The organism is Mycobacterium sp. ABE4_509 (assembly GCF_056160785.1).
In genome coordinates this window covers 14247-30333 of record NZ_JBSWXU010000054.1, presented here as the reverse complement: position 1 = coordinate 30333, position 16087 = coordinate 14247, and the positions used below count along the sequence as shown (strand labels likewise).

The following is a 16087-nucleotide window of genomic DNA, read 5'->3' as shown; positions in this document are numbered from 1 at the left end:
GGTCACGCCCGCGCGGCGCAGCCACTTCCGCCGGCGGCCCGCAAACGCCACCGCGAGGCTGACGCCGACGAACGGCAGGCCGGCGGGGTGCATCGGGGGTACCGCGGAACGAACCAGGGCCGCTAGCCGCGCGGGGCCTGTTTTGAGGTCGGGGCGTCTGGCCATCGTGCCTGGAATTCTACGTTCCGCTAACGCAGGTCCCACACCTGCACCCGGGTGCCCGCGGCGACGTCGGTGACGTCCTCGCCGAGGTCCAGTAGGCAGTTCGCCGACGCCAGCCATCGCAGGTGGTGGGAGGCGGGCGGTCCGTAGCTGGTGACCGCGTCCCCGTCGAGCACGCCGCGGCGGAACTGGCGTTTCCCGCGGGGCGAACTGAGGTCCTCGCTCAGGACGGCCTCGCGGCGCGGGCGCTCGGCGTCGGGCAGGCCCATCGCCGCGCGCAGCGCGGGGCGGACGAACACCTCGAAGGAGACCAGCGCACTGACCGGATTGCCGGGCAGCGTCACGATCGGTGTACCGCCGGCGCCGTCGACCCGGCCCGCGCCCTGCGGCATGCCGGGCTGCATCGCCACCTTGACGAACTCCACCCCGCCGTCGGCACCGCCGAACGCGTCCTTGACCACCTCGTAGGCGCCCGCGCTGACCCCGCCGGTGGTCAGGATCAGATCGGCGTCGGCGGCGTGAGCGCGCAACATCGCGCGGAAGGCCTCGACGTCGTCGCCGCTCGTCGGGGAGGCCAGCACGGTTGCCCCCGCGTCGCGCACCGCGGCGGCCAGCATCACCCCGTTGGATTCGTAGATCTGGCCCGGCTGCAGCGGGGTGCCGGCACTGACCAGCTCGGTGCCGGTGGACAGCACCAGGACGCGCTGGCGCGGGATCACGGTCAACTCGGCGATCCCGAGGGCGGCGGCCAGGCCCAGCGTGGCGGGGGTGACGACCTGCCCGGCCCGCAGCACCCTGGTGCCCGCGGTGACGTCCTCACCCGCGCGGCGGATGTGCTGGCCGGCCCGGGCGGCCGCCCGGATCGTGACGACGTCGACCGCACCGTCGGTGGCCTCCACCGGGACCACCGCGGTCGCCCCGGCCGGCAGGGGCGCTCCGGTCATGATCCGGTGTGCGGTGCCGGCCACCAGGGTCGGGATGTCGGTGCGCCCGGCCGGGATGTCCTCGGGCACCGGCAGCCGCACCGGGGTCTGTTCGGCGGCGCCGGCGACGTCGGTGTCCAGCACGGCGTACCCGTCCATCGCTGAGTTGTCGAACCCCGGCAGCGACAGCCCCGCGACGACGTCGGCGGCCAGCACCATGCCCAGCGTGTCGGCGATCGGCACGCCGGCCGGCTCCCGGGCGGCGATCAGGGCGCCGACCACCTGCCGGTGCTCGTCGACGGAGCGCATCAGATCCCGAACTTCACGCCGGTGAGTTCCTCGGAGACGTTCCACAGCCGCTGCTGTACCTCGGCGTCGTGTGACATCGCGGTGGAGCGCACCAGCACGGGGTGGCCGACCAGTTCGCGGAACCCGGACGGCCCGTAGTACTGGCCACCCTGCACCTCCGGGTCGGTGGCGGCACGCAGCGTGCCCAGCGCCCCGACGGCCGGACTGTTGGTCACCAGGCCGGCCAGCTTGATCACCCCCGGGATACCGGTGCCCGGGATGTGGCGCATCAACTCGGTGTTCGAGATTCCCGGGTGTGCGGCCACCGAGATCGTCGGCGCCTGCTTGGCGGCGAGCCGGCGCTGAAGTTCGTAGCTGAACATCAGGTTGGCCAGTTTGGACTGGCCGTAGGCGGCGACGCGGTTGTAGCTGCGCTCCCACTGCAGGTCGTCGAACTGGATGCCGGCCCGGATGTTGTGCGCGATGCTGGCCACCGTCACCACCCGCGAGCCCGCGACGGGCAGCAGGTGGTCGAGCAGCAGTCCGGTCAGCGCGAAATGCCCCAGGTGGTTGGTGCCGAACTGCAACTCGAAGCCGTCGGCGGTGGTCTGCTTCGGCGGGTACATCACCCCGGCGTTGTTGATCAGCAGGTCGATGCGCGGGTGCGCGGTGCGCAGGTCGTCGGCCGCCTTGCGGATGCTGGCCAACGACGACAGGTCGAGCTCCTGCACGGTGACCTCGGCGCCCGGGTTGTCCCGGGTGAGCCTGGCGGCGGCGTCGGCGCCCTTGTCCGGGTTGCGGGCCGCGATCACCACCCGGGCGCCCCGGCCGGCCAGCACCGCGGCAGTCTCGTATCCGAGGCCGGCGTTGGCGCCGGTGACCACGGCCACCCGGCCGGATTGGTCGGGAACATCGGCGGCGGTCCACTTCGCGCTCATGGCATCAACATACTGAGGAGATGGATCTCGTTGAACCCGCGCATCCGCCGAGCCGTAAGGCGCCGCTGGTGTGGGCGCTCGGCGCGGCGATCCCGTGGGCGCTGGCCGTGGTCGCCCAGCTGGTGTGGTTCGTCCTGGACCCCCGGTTGCTGTGGCTGCACATCCTGGCAGCCGTGGCCACCGTCTTCGCCGTCGTCGTGTTCGTCGGCGTCGTGCCGCTGTGGCGCTACCGGGTGCACCGCTGGGATCTCGACCCCACCGCGGTGTACACCCGTACCGGTTGGCTGGTGCAGGAACGCCGCATCGCGCCGATCTCGCGGGTGCAGACCGTCGACACCTATCGCGGCCCACTGGACCAGCTGTTCGGCCTGACCAACGTCACCGTCACGACCGCGTCCTCGGCCGGTGCGGTGCGGATCGTGGCGCTCGACGATCACGTCGCCCAACAGGTGGTGGCGCGGCTCACCGATATCGCCGCGCTGGGTGGCGAGGACGCCACATGACCGCCGGCGGCGAACCCGGTTGGCAGCGACTGAGCCCGCGGATGCTGCTGGTGCATCCCGTGCACGAGGTGCTGCGTCAGCTTCCGGTGCTGATCGGGTCACTGGTGCTGGGCTCGGCCACGGGGAACCCGCTGTGGGCGGTGGCCGGTGTCGGGCTGATCGTGGCCTACGGGCTGGCCCGCTGGTTCACCACGGCCTACCGCATCGGCGCCGACGAGGTGGCGTTGCGGACCGGGGTGCTGCAGCGCTCGGTGCTGTCGGTGCCACGCAGCAGGATTCGGTCGGTGTCCACCGACGCGCGCCTGTTGCACCGGCTGCTGGGGCTGACCGTGCTGCGGGTGAGCACCGGGCGGGAAGCCGCCGGCGACACGGTGTTCGCGCTGGACGCGGTGCCGGCCGGCGACGTGCCGCGGCTTCGGGCCGTCCTGCTGGCCGATTCGCTGCCGCCGGTGACCGGTGACCGGGTGCTGGCCCGGTGGCAGCCGTCGTGGCTGCGGTACAGCCCGCTGACGTTCACCGGACTGCTGATGATCGCCGCGGCCGTCGGGGTGCTCTCACAGTCCGGGCTGCTGGTCGCGCTGCAGGATTCCGCGCTGCTGCGGGCGGGCGGCGACGCCGCGCAGGGCCTCGGGGTGTGGGGCGCCGTGGCGGCCGGGGCGCTGGTGGTGCTGGTGGCCTCGGTCGGGCTGTCGGTCACCCAGTCGCTGTTGACCTACGCGAACCTGGTGCTGCGCCGCGACGGGGAGGTGCTGCACCTGTCGCACGGGTTGGTGCGGGTGCGTGAACACACCTTCGACATGCGTCGGCTGCGCGGCGGCACCCTGCGCGAGCCGCTGCTGGTGCGGGTGTTCGGCGGCGCGCGGCTGGACGCCGTGATGACCGGCGTGGCCGGGGCGGGGGAGGCCTCGCAGTTGCTGCCACCCTGCCCGCGGCCCAGCGCCGAGGCGGTCCTCGTCGAACTGATCGAGCGGCCCGACGTGGTGACCGGCGCGCTGAACCCGCATGGGCCCGCGGCCACCCGCCGGCGCTGGTTCCGGGCGATGGCGCTCCCGGTGCTGCTGGTGCTCGCGGCGGCGGTGGCCACGGTGTTCTCCGCGGTCGGCCCCTGGGTGTGGCCGGTCCTGGTCCTGATCGGCGGTTTCTGCGTTTTCCTGGCGGCCGACCGGTCCCGCTCGCTCGGGCACCGGGTGGGCGGCGGCTGGCTGGTGGCCCGTGCCGGCAGCCTGACCCGCCGGCGCGACTGTGTGGCGGCCGCCGGGATCGTGGGCTGGACGGTGCGCCAGACCTGGCCGCAGCGCCGGGCCGGGGTGGCCACCCTGGTCGCCGCGACCGCGGCCGGGGTCAAGCGCTACGAGGTCCTCGACGTGCCGGCCGGGCAGGCCTGGCAGATCGCCGCCACCACGTCACCGTGGGTGGCCGCGACGGCGTGGGCGCGGGAGTAGAAACCCGAGCCCGAGTTGCATCCATTCGTCGGCCGTTTACTGTCGCACCATGGCTATCGGTGGAGTTCTCTTCGACATCGATGGCGTGCTGGTGACGTCGTGGAAGCCGATCGACGGTGCGGCCGAAACGCTGCGCACGATGGCGGACAACCAGATTGCGTGCGCATACCTGACCAACACCACGACGCGCACCCGCGCGCAGATCGCTGAATTGCTGACCGGAGCGGGTATGTCGGTGAGCCCGGATGAGGTGATCACCGCCGCGGTGCTGACGGCCGACTACGTGCGCAGCCGATATCCCGACGCGCGGTGTTTCCTGGTCAACAGCGGCCAGATCGGTGAGGACATGCCGGGTATCGACCTGGTCTATTCCAGCGAGTTCACCGGGCCGGAGACCCCCGAGACACCCGATGTCGTGCTGCTCGGCGGGGCCGGACCCGAGTACAGCCACCTGACGTTGTCGTGGGTGTACGACTGGATGGCCCAGGGGGTGCCCGTCGTCGCGATGCACCGCAGCACCGCGTGGACGACCGAGGACGGATTGCGCATCGACACCGGGATGTACCTGATCGGGATGGAGAAGACCTCGGGGCGCAAGGCCACGGCGGTGGGTAAACCCGCGCCCGAGGGCTTCCTGTCGGCCGCCGGGCGGCTGGGGGTGGATCCCGAGGAGATGTACATGATCGGGGACGACCTCAACAACGATGTGCTGGCCGGGCAGGTCGTCGGGATGACCGGGGTGCTGGTGCGCACCGGCAAGTTCCGCCAGGACACGCTGGACCGTTGGGCCGCCGACGAATTCGCCATGCAGCCCAACCACGTCATCGATTCGGTCGCTGACCTGCCCGAACTGCTCGACCTCTAGCTCGCCGTGACGACCTCCACGCACCGATCCCGGCGGCTGCGCTTCGGGTTGACCACGGCAACGCCCCGTGCCGGTGCACAGACGCGGCGGTTCGCCCGCCGGGTCGAGGACGCCGGATTCGACGTGCTGACCTTTGCCGATCACCTGGCGCCCATGGTCGCGCCGTGGTCGGGGGCGACCGCCGCGGCGATGTCGACGCAGCGGCTGCGGGTGGGAACCCTGGTGCTCAACAACGACTTCCGGCACCCGGTCGACACCGCCCGTGAGGCCGCCGGTGTAGCCGCCGTCTCCGACGGCCGCTTCGAACTCGGTCTCGGCGCCGGCCACATGAAGTCCGAGTACGACGCCGCCGGGATCGCGTTCGACGCTGGTGGCACTCGGGTGGCGCGCCTCGTCGAGTCGGCCGGGCTGATCCGCGCCCTGCTCGACGGGCAGGTCGTCGACGTCGACGGCGAGTACTACCGGGTGCACGCCGGCGCCGGTGAGCTGGTGGCCACCGCGCCCGCCCGGGTGCCGATGCTGATCGGCGGCAACGGCAGGCGGGTGCTGGAGCTGGCCGGCCGGATCGCCGACATCGCCGGGTTCGCCGGCATCACACACAGCCCCGACGCCACCAGCGTGCGGTTGTCGCACTTCGACGGGCCGGGCCTGAACGACCGGATCGGCGTGGTGCGTGACGCCGCCGGGGAGCGTTTCGAGCAGATCGAGCTCAACGCGCTGGTGCAGGCCGTCGTGGCCACCGACGACCGTCGTGCGGCCGCCGCCGAGCTGGGATCAGCTTTCGGGGTGGCCGGCGACGCGCTGCTGGAATCGCCGTTCGTGCTGCTCGGCACCCATGAACAGATGGCCGGGCAGCTCATCGAGCGGCAGCGGGAGTTCGGCGTCAGCTACTGGACGGTGTTCGACGAGCTGCCCGGGCGGCCGTCGGCGTTGCCCGACATCGCCGAGGTGATCGCCCTGCTGCGGTGAGTTCGTCAGCCTTGCTGGCTGAGCTGGCGCACCGCGACGATGCGGGCCTTGAGCTGATCGCCGGTCGCCGCGGCGACCGGCGGGCCCCCGCAGATGCGGCGCAGCTCGTTGTGGATCTGACCGTGCGACTTACCGGTGCGGTGGTGGGCCAGCGAGACCAGCGTGTTGAGTTCCTTGCGCAGGTCACGCAGCTGACCATGGGTCGACGGCCGGGGCACTTCGCCACCGGCGGTGCGCTTGGTCAGCTGCGCCTCCTGGCGCTGGCGCAGCAGATCGCGCATCGCCGCGGCGTCGAGCAACCCGGGGATGCCGAGGAAGTCGGCCTCCTCGTCGCTGCCCGCCGGGGTCGCGGTGCCGAACGACGACCCGTCGAAGATCACCTGGTCGAGCTCGGCGTCCGCGCCGACGTACTCGTATTTGCCCTTCTCGTCGTCGGGTTCGTCGCGCTTCTGCTCGGCCAGCTCCGCGTCCAGCGGGTCCTCGAGTGACTCGCGGTGCGGCTTGCCCAGCACATGGTTGCGCTGGGCCTCCATCTCACTGGCCAGCAGCAGCAGGTTGGGCACCGACGGCAGGAAGATGCTCGCGGTCTCCCCGGCCCGGCGGGACCGCACGAACCGGCCGATCGCCTGGGCGAAGAACAGCGGTGTCGAGGCGCTGGTGGCGTACACCCCGACCGACAGCCTGGGCACGTCGACACCTTCGGACACCATGCGCACCGCGACCAACCAGCGGGACGTGCCCTCGGCGAACTGGGTGATGCGCTCCGAGGCACCCTTGTCGTCGGAGAGCACCACGGTGGGGGACTCACCGGTGATCTTGGTCAGCAGGTCGGCGTAGGCGCGGGCCGAGGTCTGGTCGGAGGCGATGATCATGCCGCCGGAGTCGGGCACGTGCTGGCGTTTCTGCTGCAGTCTGCGGTCCGCCGCCAGGATCACCGCGGGCATCCACTCACCGGCCGGGTTCAGTGCCGTCTTCCAGGCGCGGGCGGTCTGCTCGGCGGTCAGCGGTTCGCCCAGGCGCGCGGAGTGTTCCTCACCGGCGCTGTCACGCCAGCGCGCCTCACCGGAGTACGCCAGAAACACCACCGGCCGCACCACCCCGTCGGCCAGCGCGTCGGCGTAGCCATAGGTGTGGTCGGCGGTGGAGTACTTGAACCCGGCGGCGTCCTCCTCATAGGTCACGAACGGGATCGCGCTGTCGTCGCTGCGGAACGGGGTGCCGGTCAGCGCGAGTCGCCGGGTCGCGTCGTCGAACGCCTCCCGGATGGCGTCGCCCCAGGTCTTGGCATCGCCGCCGTGGTGGATCTCGTCGAAGACGACCAGCGTCTTGCGATTCTCGGTGCGCACCCGGTGCCGAGTGGGGTGGCTGGCCACCTGCGCGTAGGTGACCACGACCCCGTGGTACTCCGAGGACGTCTGTGAATTCGAGTTGGAGAACTTCGGGTCCAGCGCGAGGCCGTGGCGGGCCGCGGCCAATGCCCACTGGATCTTCAGGTGCTCGGTGGGCACGACGATGGTGACGGCCTCGACGGTGCCCTCGGCCAGCAGCTCGGCGACGATGCGCAGCGCGAACGTGGTCTTACCGGCGCCGGGGGTGGCGACCGCGAGGAAATCCCGCGGTTTGGCGGCCAGGTATTTGACCAGTGCCCGTCGCTGCCAGCCCCGCAATGCCTGGGTGCCGGGCTCTGCGGCGGCGCCGCCGATCGAGCCAGCGTCAGCCCGCACCCGAGGACTCCTCTCAACGCTTCGGCCGTCTGGCGACAGCATGGCCGGAAGGCAGTCTAGGGCAGCCTGTTCCATGATCGCACCTTGGTCCGGCGTGTCTCGGCGCCGCGTGTCCGGCACGGACCGCCGGCCGGGTACGTCACCGCAGAACAGGCAGTGCGTGGCTGAGCAGGAAGAGCAGCAGCGCCAACGTCGAGTTCAGCGAGACGATGAGAATCACACCGCGCAGGTTGGTGCGGGGCTGGGGAGCATTCTGCTTCGGTGAGAGCCACCAGCCCAGGACCCGGTGCACGTAGTTCGGCATGGTCACGTAGGTCATCGTGAAGCTGGAGGCGAGGTTGCTCACCAGCAGCGCCAGCCACAGCGGCAGGTGCAGCAATGAGATGGCCAGGGTCAAAATCGTCACCGTCGGGTACAGGCCCAGCCATACGGCCAGGGCGGTCTTCACCCGGTTCGGTCCCGACGGTGTGGTCGCTTCGCCCTCGGCGAACCAGCTACCGAACGTGCGGTTGATCCGCTTCATATCGGATTCGCCGAACTCGTTGCCGTGCAGTAGCACCCGGCGGTCCTCGGACACCAGCCACGCATCCAGGTTCTGGGCCGTGTCGAATCGGTAGAGGACGGTCCAGTGGTCCTGCACGCCCTCGATCGGGCGGAACACCTCTGCGCCGCAGAACCCGGTGTGTTCGCGCTGGACCTCGGCGATGCGCTGCTGCCACAGCAGGAACGCCTCGGAGCGCTCCGGTGCCACCGTGTAGTTGACCACCACCGTCGCCAGCGCGTCGTCCTCGTGTTGGCGGCCGGCGATGACCTGCTGGGTGGCCGGTCCGTCGAACAGGTCCTTCCCGGATTCGATGAGTTCCTGGCGGGCGGGGCTGTTCAACCACTCCGACATGGTCGTCATCGAGTCGAATCGCAGGACCGTGATCCACTGTGGTTCGGCGGCATTGGGTTGACGGACGATCGATTCCAGGTAGCCGGGTTGGCGGGCCGCCGTCGCGACCATCTGTTTGTGCCACTGTTCGTACTGTTTGTCGTGGCCGGCTCGGACGCGCTGCCCGAGCACCAGCGTCGCGATGTCGCCACCGCTGCCGTCGCTCTCTGTGGAACTCACGTCCTGGGTGCTGCCCAATGTCCTCGCCGCCGCCGTTCGCTGTCGCTAGATCTGCAGGCGGGACAGGAACGGTTCGGTGATGTCCTCGTCGTGCGTCAGCGCCGCCTCGATGCCGGCGGCAACGCCCGCGGCCAGCGTGTCCACCGACATGCTGGGGGCACCGAGATTGCGGTCGAACGCGGCGACCTCGGGCAGGTACGGCAGGTGCAGCCACCCCGCCCGGATCGGAAGATCGTGGGTGGCGATGTGGTGCAGCATGCCGTACATGAGGTGGTTGCAGACGAAAGTCCCTGCAGCATCGGATAGGTCGGCCGGCACCCCCGCGTTGCGCATCCCCATCACCATCGCGCGATTGGGAGTGGTCGCCCAGTAGGCCACCGGTCCGTCCGGATCGGTGGGTTCGCCGCTGAGTACCTTGCCGGCCGTGTCGGCGACACCGTACCGGGCGCAGTCGTTGACGTTCTGGGCGAGGCGCTCGACGGTGATCACCGCGCGGCCGCCGAACTCACCGAGCATGATCAGCAGTTCCGGCTCGACCTCTTCGAGCGCCTTGACGGTGGCCTCGATCGATTCGAAGTAGGCGCCGGGCACGATTCGCGACTCCACCGTGGCCCCGGCGATGGTGCGCCCGTCAACGGCTTCGGCGGCTTTCTCTGCGGGGTTGACCGGGGTGTCGGCGTACGGACCGAAACCGGTGACGAGCACTTTGGACATGCGGGGTAACTCCGTCCTGCTCTCGGTCGACGGCGGCTGCGTCGGGTCGATCCGCAAGCTTCTCGACTGTGCCGTCGTGACTCATGTTAGGTGAGGAAGCCGCTCGTCTCCGGGGCCTGGACGAAATCGCTAACCGATCACATCAGTGCGCTCGCATCGCCCTCAGCGCCGTAGTCGTTGAAGATGTCGCTGTAGGCACCGGACTCCGCGTCGGTACCCGAGGCGTAGTTGGTGGGCTGGCCGATGGTGCCCGGGTTGTCCCGCGTGATGGACCAGATCGAGATCATGCCCAGGCCCGACTCGTTCGCGTAGTCCAGCAGTGTCTGGGCATCCTCGGTGGTGAACACCTCGGTGGTGATGTCGTTGACCCCGATCATCACGGTGATGCCCAACTGGTCGTAGGTGTAGACCTGGCCGTACTCGGAATACAGGGTGGCCAGCTGGTCGTGGGTCGACTCGCCCGCCTGCACCGCGTACTCGCCCATCGTGTGAGCGTCGGGTCCCGTGGTGGGCGCCGCGCTCTCGCCGTAGTCCATGGCCATCACGTTCACACCGTCGAGCTCGACGCCGGCTTCCAGCGCGGACTCCACGACGTTCAGGCCGGCGTCGGTCAGGCCGCTGGGCAGCACCGGCAACGTGTACCAGATCTCGACGTCGGGGTTGTTCTCCTGCACGATCGCCAGGGCCTCGCTACGCAACGCGATGGACTCTTCGTCGTACTGGGCGCTGCTTTCGATGTCGAAGTCGAGTCGGTCGACGTCGTAGGCATCGATCACGGTCTGGTACTGCGCGGCCAGTTCTTCGGCGGACCTGCCCTCGGCGGCGTAGACCTCGGCGATGGTGGTGTTCGCCACGCCGCCCATCGAGATCGCCACCTTGCCGCCGGAGGCCTGGAACTGCGCGATGGACTCGTTGATCGCGACTGCCTGCTCGTGATCGGAATCCGGTTCCAGCGCGGTCAGCCCCGCCCAGGCGAGGTTGCCCTCCGAATCAGCTTGCATGAAACCGAGATTCACGAACGAGACCCCGTAGGTCTGCGATATCTCAACGAGGTCGGCGGGTGGGTAGAGCCCCATGTCGACGAATGGGGAGTAGACGGCGTCGGGCCAGCCGGCCTCCGCGGCGGTGCCGTCGTCATCGACGATGGCGCCGGTTGCGGTGTCGTCGGCCAGCGTGGCGCCGGTCGGGTCGGACAGGGTGAGCATCACGGACTCGGTGCTCTCGTCAATGGTGTCGTCGAGGAGGGTGACGGTGATGGTTTGGCTGGTTTGGCCGGGGGTGAAGGTCAGGGTGCCGGTGGTGGCGGTGTAGTCGGTTCCGGCCAGGGCGGTGCCGTCGGTGGTGGTGTAGTCGACGGTGATGGTGTCGGTGGTGGCTTCGGAGAGGGTGACGGTGAAGTCGAGGGTGCCGTTGTTCTCGGCGGCGCTGGTGTTGGCGACCGAGATGGTCGGGGTGCTGGGTTCGGGATCGGGGTCCGGGTCGGTGGTGGCTTGGCCGTTGAGGGTGAACCCGGTGGTGGCTGACGAGTCGCCGACGGCCTGGAAGCCGAAGGTCACGCTCTGCCCGGCGGCGACGGTGCCGTTCCAGGCGGCGTTCTCGACGACGTAGTGGTCGCCGTCGGCGCTGACGACCGTGCCGCTCCACAGATTGGTGATCTGTGCGGGGGAGTCGAATTCGACTGTCCAGCCGTCGATGTCGGAGTCACCGGCGGTGACGGTGACGGTGGCGACATAGCCCGAGCCCCAGTCGCTGGTGACCGTGTAGTCCACCGACGCGTCACCGTCCGAAGGTGGCGCCTGCACGTCGTCGTTGGTGATGGTGCCGGTGGCGGTGGGGTCGGCCAGTGTGGCGCCGGTGGGGCTGGCCAGTGTGAGGGTGAGGGTTTCGGTGGTTTCGACGTCGGTGTCGTCGAGGACGGTGACGGTGATGGTTTGGCTGGTTTGGCCGGGGGTGAAGGTCAGGGTGCCGGTGGTGGCGGTGTAGTCGGTTCCGGCCAGGGCGGTGCCGTCGGTGGTGGTGTAGTCGACGGTGATGGTGTCGGTGGTGGCTTCGGAGAGGGTGACGGTGAAGTCGAGGGTGCCGCTGTTCTCGGCGGCGCTGGTGTTGGCGACCGAGATGGTCGGGGTGCTGGGTTCGGGATCGGGGTCCGGGTCGGTGGTGGCTTGGCCGTTGAGGGTGAACCCGGTGGTGGTAGACGAGTCGCCGACGGCCTGGAAGCCGAAGGTCACGCTCTGCCCGGCGGCGACGGTGCCGTTCCAGGCGGCGTTCTCGACGACGTAGTGGTCGCCGTCGGCGCTGACGACCGTGCCGCTCCACAGATTGGTGATCTGTGCGGGGGAGTCGAATTCGACCGTCCAGCCGTCGATGTCGGAGTCACCGGCGGTGACGGTGACGGTCGCGACATAGCCCGAGCCCCAGTCGCTGGTGACGGTGTAGTCCACCGAGGCGCCGGCGGCGTCGCTGGACGCGGTGGCCGGACCGGCGGGATCGAGAAGTTCTGTGCTGACCGACAAGGCGTTCGTGGATGCGCCGATCGGCGCCGCCGCCTCATCGGCGTCCTTCTGCGCCGACCGCCGATACGTCGCAGCCATCAGCTCGAACAGTGGACTACCCACCGGTGTGCCGGGTTCGCCCGGCAGCCCCCCGAGCGCTGCCAGTGCAACATTGACCGTCAGAGGATCAGCGGAGTCAACGGGAGCCTGCGGTGCGGGCTCGCTCGCCTCCTGTGCGGGTAGCGCCGGCTGTTCCGGCAGGCCCTGGTCGGCGAGACCGTCGGCGTCGTCGAGGCCCGCACTGTCGGCTTCCGGCGCCGGCCGAGCGGTGGCGCCGACGTCCAGACCGGCGGAGGGGTCCTGATCGTCGTCCACGGCTGGTTCGGTCCGGGGTGCCGGTGCGGCAGGCGCCGCCTGCGGTAGAGCCCGGTTCCGCCGGGAATGTGCTGGGGCGTGTCGCTCGGACCCGGCGGCGGGCGAGATGTCCGCCTCAGCTGGATCGTCGGGGTCGAGGTCTGACTGCAGGTGGTCCTCGGCGTCATCGACACCCCGGTCATCGTCGGCGACCTCGTCGCTGTCCTCGGTGTCCAGATTCGCCAGCTCGTCGTCGAGTTCGTCGTCGAGTTCGGTGGAATCCTCGGTCACCCCGGAGCCCTCGGTGGCCCCGGGTTCCTCGGGATCGGTGGAGTCGTCGCCGTCGGCCTGTTCTGTGGCATCGCCGGCCCGCGACTCCTGGGAATCCTCCGAAACGGAGGTGTCGGTGGTCGATTCCGACTGCGCACCGGTGTTGTCGCTGCTCGACGATCCCGTCTCGGTGGCGTCGGCGGCGCAGACCGCCGGCGCGGCCATCCCGACCCCGAGAACGAGCGCAAGTGCGCCGACCCGCCCGACATGCTTCGCGTACCCCATTTGACTGCTGCCTTTCTTCGAGCTCCCATGAAGACATCGAATGCTAATCCCGATGGGATAACGTTGGTATATCGGGACTATAACAGTTAATTCGCCTGGGAAATACAATCCCGGGAGGGCTCGGCCGCTGGGGGTGCGCTTGACGCTCGGCCAAACCGCTGCTTCTAACAGGTGTTTCTAGACGTCTCAGGCTGATCTGCCCAGTGCGTCCTGTGGGTCAACTATAGGACCTCCAGCGAACCCCTGGGACCGGATCGGCTATTTTCACAAGGAGCGTCGAAAAGACATATTTTGAATCGTCTGCAGACGTCTATTTGCGAAGTTCTACGTCAACTTCTGTGTCGTATTTGAATTTGCTGTGAGCAGTCTTTGTGTGGGCTGTGGAGTCGCGCCGATCCGAGCGGATCGAGGCGCCACATGCGCGGCTCGGCCACCGGGGGTTGTCACAGGCCTGACAGACGTTACTATACGTATTATGACAACTGTAGACGTTTCGGAGAAGGACGGCTTCGCCGACGCTGATCTGCGCATCTCGCGTGGCAGCGTCCCCGCGACCGTTCAGCTTGCGGAGCGCTTGAAGTCTCTGATCCTCGAGCGGCAGCTGCCGCCGGGCGGTCGGCTGCCCACCGAACGCGAGCTCATCGAGCGCTCGGGTCTGAGCCGGGTGACCGTGCGGGCCGCGGTCGGAATCCTCGAGGACGGCGGCTGGCTGGTCCGGCGGCAAGGCCTGGGCACCTTCGTCGCCGAGCCGGTCAACCAGGAACTGGAAGGCGGTGTCCGCACCATCACCGAGGTTCTGATGAGTCGTGGGGTCACCCCGCAGATCGAGGTGTTGTCCCACGACGTGGGCCCCGCGCCCGAGCGGGTGGTGGCCGAGCTGGGGCGGTCCCGCGTGCTGACGATCGTCCGCCGGATCAGCGACGGCCATCAGCCACTGGCCATGGTGACTCTGTACCTACCGGACGATCTCGCTCCAGCGGCCGTCGAGCCGCTGCTGTCGGGCGTACCGGCGACCGACACGACGTACACGATGTGGGAACAGCGGCTCGGCGTCCGCATCGGATCGGCGACCCACGAGATTCGCGCCGCGGGCGCCGCGCCCGACATCGCCGCAGGCCTGGGCCTGGCCGAGGGGGCACCGGTACTGGTGCTGCGGCGCACGAGTTACAGCGACAAGGGGCTGCCGCTGGAAGTGGTGGTCTTTCACTATCGTCCCGAGCGATACGAGTTCTCGGTGACGCTGCCTCGGACCATGTCCGGACCTCATGCCGGGATGGCCGAGCGGTGAGTGCGTTCAGCTGACCGGAAAGACCACCTTCGTCAGCTCCTCGGAGACGTCCCACAGCCGGCGCTGCTGCCCCATGTCGTACGACAGCGCGTTGGAGGCGACGACCACGGGGTTCCCGCGCTGCTGCCCGATCCCGTCGGGTCCGTAGTACTGCCCACCCAGAACGCTGGGATCGGTGGCGGCGCGCAGCGTCGGCAGTGCTCCCCGGTCCGGGCTCTGCGCGATCAGCGGGCTGACCATCATGAAGGCGCGTTCCACCGGCTTGGGGACGTTGCGCGCCAGCTCGGTGGTGGAGGTGCCCGGATGCGCCGCCACGGCGATGGTCTTTCCGCGCCCGGCCAGCCGGCGCTGCAACTCGTAGGTGAACATCAGGTTGGCCAGCTTGGATTGGGTGTAGGCGCCCATCCGGTTGTAGCTGCGCTCGGATTGCAGGTCGTCGAAGTGGATCGCGCCGCCCATCTTGTGCCCGTTGCTGCTGACGGTGACGACGCGGGCTCCCTCGACGTCGAGCAGCTTGTCCAGCAGCAGGCCGGTCAGTGCGAAATGACCCAGGTGGTTGGTGCCGAACTGGAGCTCGAAGCCGTCCTTGGTGGTGCCTTTCGGGGTGGTCATCACGCCGGCGTTGTTGATCAGCAGGTCGAGATGGTCGTAGCGCTGTCGCAGCGCGTCTGCGGCGGCGCGGATCGACGCGAGCGAGGTCAGGTCCAGTTCCTGGACCGCGACATCGCCGGTGATGCCTGCGGCGGCCTGTTCGCCCTTGTCGGTGTTGCGCACGGCGAGGACGACGTGCGCGCCCTTGGCGGCGAGCGCCTTGGCGGTCTCGAGGCCCAGGCCGGTGTTGGCTCCGGTGATGACGGCGGTACGGCCGCTCTGGTCGGGGATGTCGTCCGTGGTCCACGCGCTCATGGGGGCTCCTAGAATGGATCTGAAACGGGGCGGCCGCCCCGATTGCCCCCAACTATACGGAACGCACGCCCCGTTTGATTTCGCCAGGAGGGAACAGTGACCGGCCCCGCACGACCGCTACGCGCAGACGCGGCGCGCAACAGGGCGCGGGTCCTGAAGGTGGCCTACGAGACCTTCGCCGCCGAGGGGGTGGGGGTGCCGATCGACGAGATCGCCCGTCGTGCCGGCGTCGGGGCCGGCACCGTGTACCGGCACTTCCCCACCAAGGAGGCTCTCTTTCAGGCGGTGTTCGAAGACCGGATCGGGGCCATCGTCGCCGGCGCCCGCACGCTGCTGGCGACCGAACCGGCCACGGCGTTGTTCACCTTCCTGCGCGACATGGTCCGCACCGGAGCCGCTGACCAGGGCCTCGTCGACGCACTGGCCGGCCACGGCATCGACATCGTCGCGGTCGCTCCCCGGGCCGAGGCGCAGTTCATGGCGGCGCTGGCCGACCTGCTCGATGCCGCCCAGCGCGCCGGAACCGCCCGTCGCGACGTGAGCGCCAGAGAGGTCAAGGCGCTCCTGGCGATCTGCAAGGCCGGCCGGGGTTACGACCCCGAGGTCGCAGCCGGCGCGTGGACGGTGATCGAGGACGGTCTCAGGACCCCCGGATAGCGTCCAGCTAGCACCGACCCAACCTTGCACTCGCCCAGGTCGAGTGCTAAGAATGCAATTGGCACTCGCGACCAGTGAGTGCTAGGTCGGAGCGGTGAGGCAGGGGCCGCGACAGCGAGCACAGCCCCAGTCGTCCGTCGCGGGCATCGACGCCGACCACAAGACGTGCATCCCCAAATCCGGAGGAAACACT

At 69.4% G+C, this 16087-nt stretch carries 13 protein-coding genes and 1 pseudogene; 6 read left to right on the top strand and 8 right to left on the bottom strand.

Annotation, left to right across the window (positions count from 1 at the left end; translation table 11 throughout):
* From ACXAID_RS13715 to ACXAID_RS13705, 3 genes and pseudogenes are all read right to left on the bottom strand, one after another.
* Positions 1 to 165: pseudogene (locus tag ACXAID_RS13715) on the bottom strand (phosphatidylserine decarboxylase family protein); the annotation flags it as partial.
* A gap of 23 nt (positions 166 to 188) precedes the next feature.
* Entirely contained in the window at positions 189 to 1394 is a 1206-nt protein-coding gene (moeA, locus tag ACXAID_RS13710) for a molybdopterin molybdotransferase MoeA (RefSeq protein ID WP_475022763.1), read from the bottom strand.
* Entirely contained in the window at positions 1394 to 2311 is a 918-nt protein-coding gene (locus ACXAID_RS13705) for an SDR family NAD(P)-dependent oxidoreductase (RefSeq protein ID WP_475022762.1), read from the bottom strand. Before ACXAID_RS13705 ends, moeA begins: the two co-directional genes overlap by 1 nt.
* Positions 2312 to 2331: 20 nt before the next feature.
* On the opposite strand from ACXAID_RS13705, the gene ACXAID_RS13700 reads away from it, so the two are divergent.
* Genes ACXAID_RS13700 through ACXAID_RS13685 form a run of 4 tightly spaced genes read left to right on the top strand, consistent with a single transcriptional unit; the run spans position 2332 to position 6090 of the window.
* Positions 2332 to 2814 (top strand): PH domain-containing protein, encoded by a 483-nt coding sequence (locus ACXAID_RS13700; protein WP_475022761.1) that lies wholly within the window; start codon positions 2332 to 2334, stop codon positions 2812 to 2814.
* The gene (locus ACXAID_RS13695; protein WP_475022760.1) at positions 2811 to 4256 is read left to right on the top strand and encodes a PH domain-containing protein; all 1446 of its coding nucleotides are present in this window, start codon (positions 2811 to 2813) and stop codon (positions 4254 to 4256) included. Before ACXAID_RS13700 ends, ACXAID_RS13695 begins: the two co-directional genes overlap by 4 nt.
* Before the next feature lie 49 nt (positions 4257 to 4305).
* The gene (locus tag ACXAID_RS13690; RefSeq protein ID WP_475022759.1) at positions 4306 to 5121 is read left to right on the top strand and encodes an HAD-IIA family hydrolase; all 816 of its coding nucleotides are present in this window, start codon (positions 4306 to 4308) and stop codon (positions 5119 to 5121) included.
* 6 nt (positions 5122 to 5127) lie between these two features.
* Positions 5128 to 6090, top strand: a complete 963-nt coding sequence (locus tag ACXAID_RS13685; RefSeq protein WP_475022758.1) for a TIGR03621 family F420-dependent LLM class oxidoreductase — start codon at positions 5128 to 5130, stop codon at positions 6088 to 6090.
* Between the two features lie 5 nt (positions 6091 to 6095).
* On the opposite strand, the gene ACXAID_RS13680 is transcribed toward ACXAID_RS13685, so the two are convergent.
* From ACXAID_RS13680 to ACXAID_RS13665, 4 genes are all read right to left on the bottom strand, one after another.
* A complete protein-coding gene (locus tag ACXAID_RS13680; RefSeq protein WP_475022764.1) occupies positions 6096 to 7856 on the bottom strand; it encodes a DEAD/DEAH box helicase in 1761 nt (586 codons plus the stop codon).
* Positions 7857 to 7953: 97 nt separating this feature from the next.
* Complete coding sequence (locus ACXAID_RS13675) at positions 7954 to 8928, bottom strand: antibiotic biosynthesis monooxygenase (protein ID WP_475022757.1); 975 nt, start codon at positions 8926 to 8928, stop codon at positions 7954 to 7956.
* Between the two features lie 45 nt (positions 8929 to 8973).
* Positions 8974 to 9642 carry a pyroglutamyl-peptidase I gene (pcp, locus tag ACXAID_RS13670; RefSeq protein ID WP_475022756.1) on the bottom strand — a complete coding sequence of 223 codons (669 nt, stop codon included), beginning with the start codon at positions 9640 to 9642 and terminating at the stop codon, positions 8974 to 8976.
* A gap of 137 nt (positions 9643 to 9779) precedes the next feature.
* Positions 9780 to 13043, bottom strand: a complete 3264-nt coding sequence (locus ACXAID_RS13665; protein WP_475022755.1) for a Calx-beta domain-containing protein — start codon at positions 13041 to 13043, stop codon at positions 9780 to 9782.
* Positions 13044 to 13518: 475 nt separating this feature from the next.
* On the opposite strand from ACXAID_RS13665, the gene ACXAID_RS13660 reads away from it, so the two are divergent.
* Entirely contained in the window at positions 13519 to 14331 is an 813-nt protein-coding gene (locus ACXAID_RS13660; protein ID WP_475022754.1) for an Rv0792c family HTH-type transcriptional regulator, read from the top strand.
* A gap of 6 nt (positions 14332 to 14337) precedes the next feature.
* Here the strand turns inward: ACXAID_RS13660 and ACXAID_RS13655 are convergent, their stop codons facing one another.
* The gene (locus ACXAID_RS13655; protein WP_475022753.1) at positions 14338 to 15237 is read right to left on the bottom strand and encodes an SDR family NAD(P)-dependent oxidoreductase; all 900 of its coding nucleotides are present in this window, start codon (positions 15235 to 15237) and stop codon (positions 14338 to 14340) included.
* A gap of 96 nt (positions 15238 to 15333) precedes the next feature.
* On the opposite strand from ACXAID_RS13655, the gene ACXAID_RS13650 reads away from it, so the two are divergent.
* Complete coding sequence (locus ACXAID_RS13650; RefSeq protein ID WP_475022752.1) at positions 15334 to 15894, top strand: TetR/AcrR family transcriptional regulator; 561 nt, start codon at positions 15334 to 15336, stop codon at positions 15892 to 15894.
* Positions 15895 to 16087 lie beyond the last annotated feature (193 nt).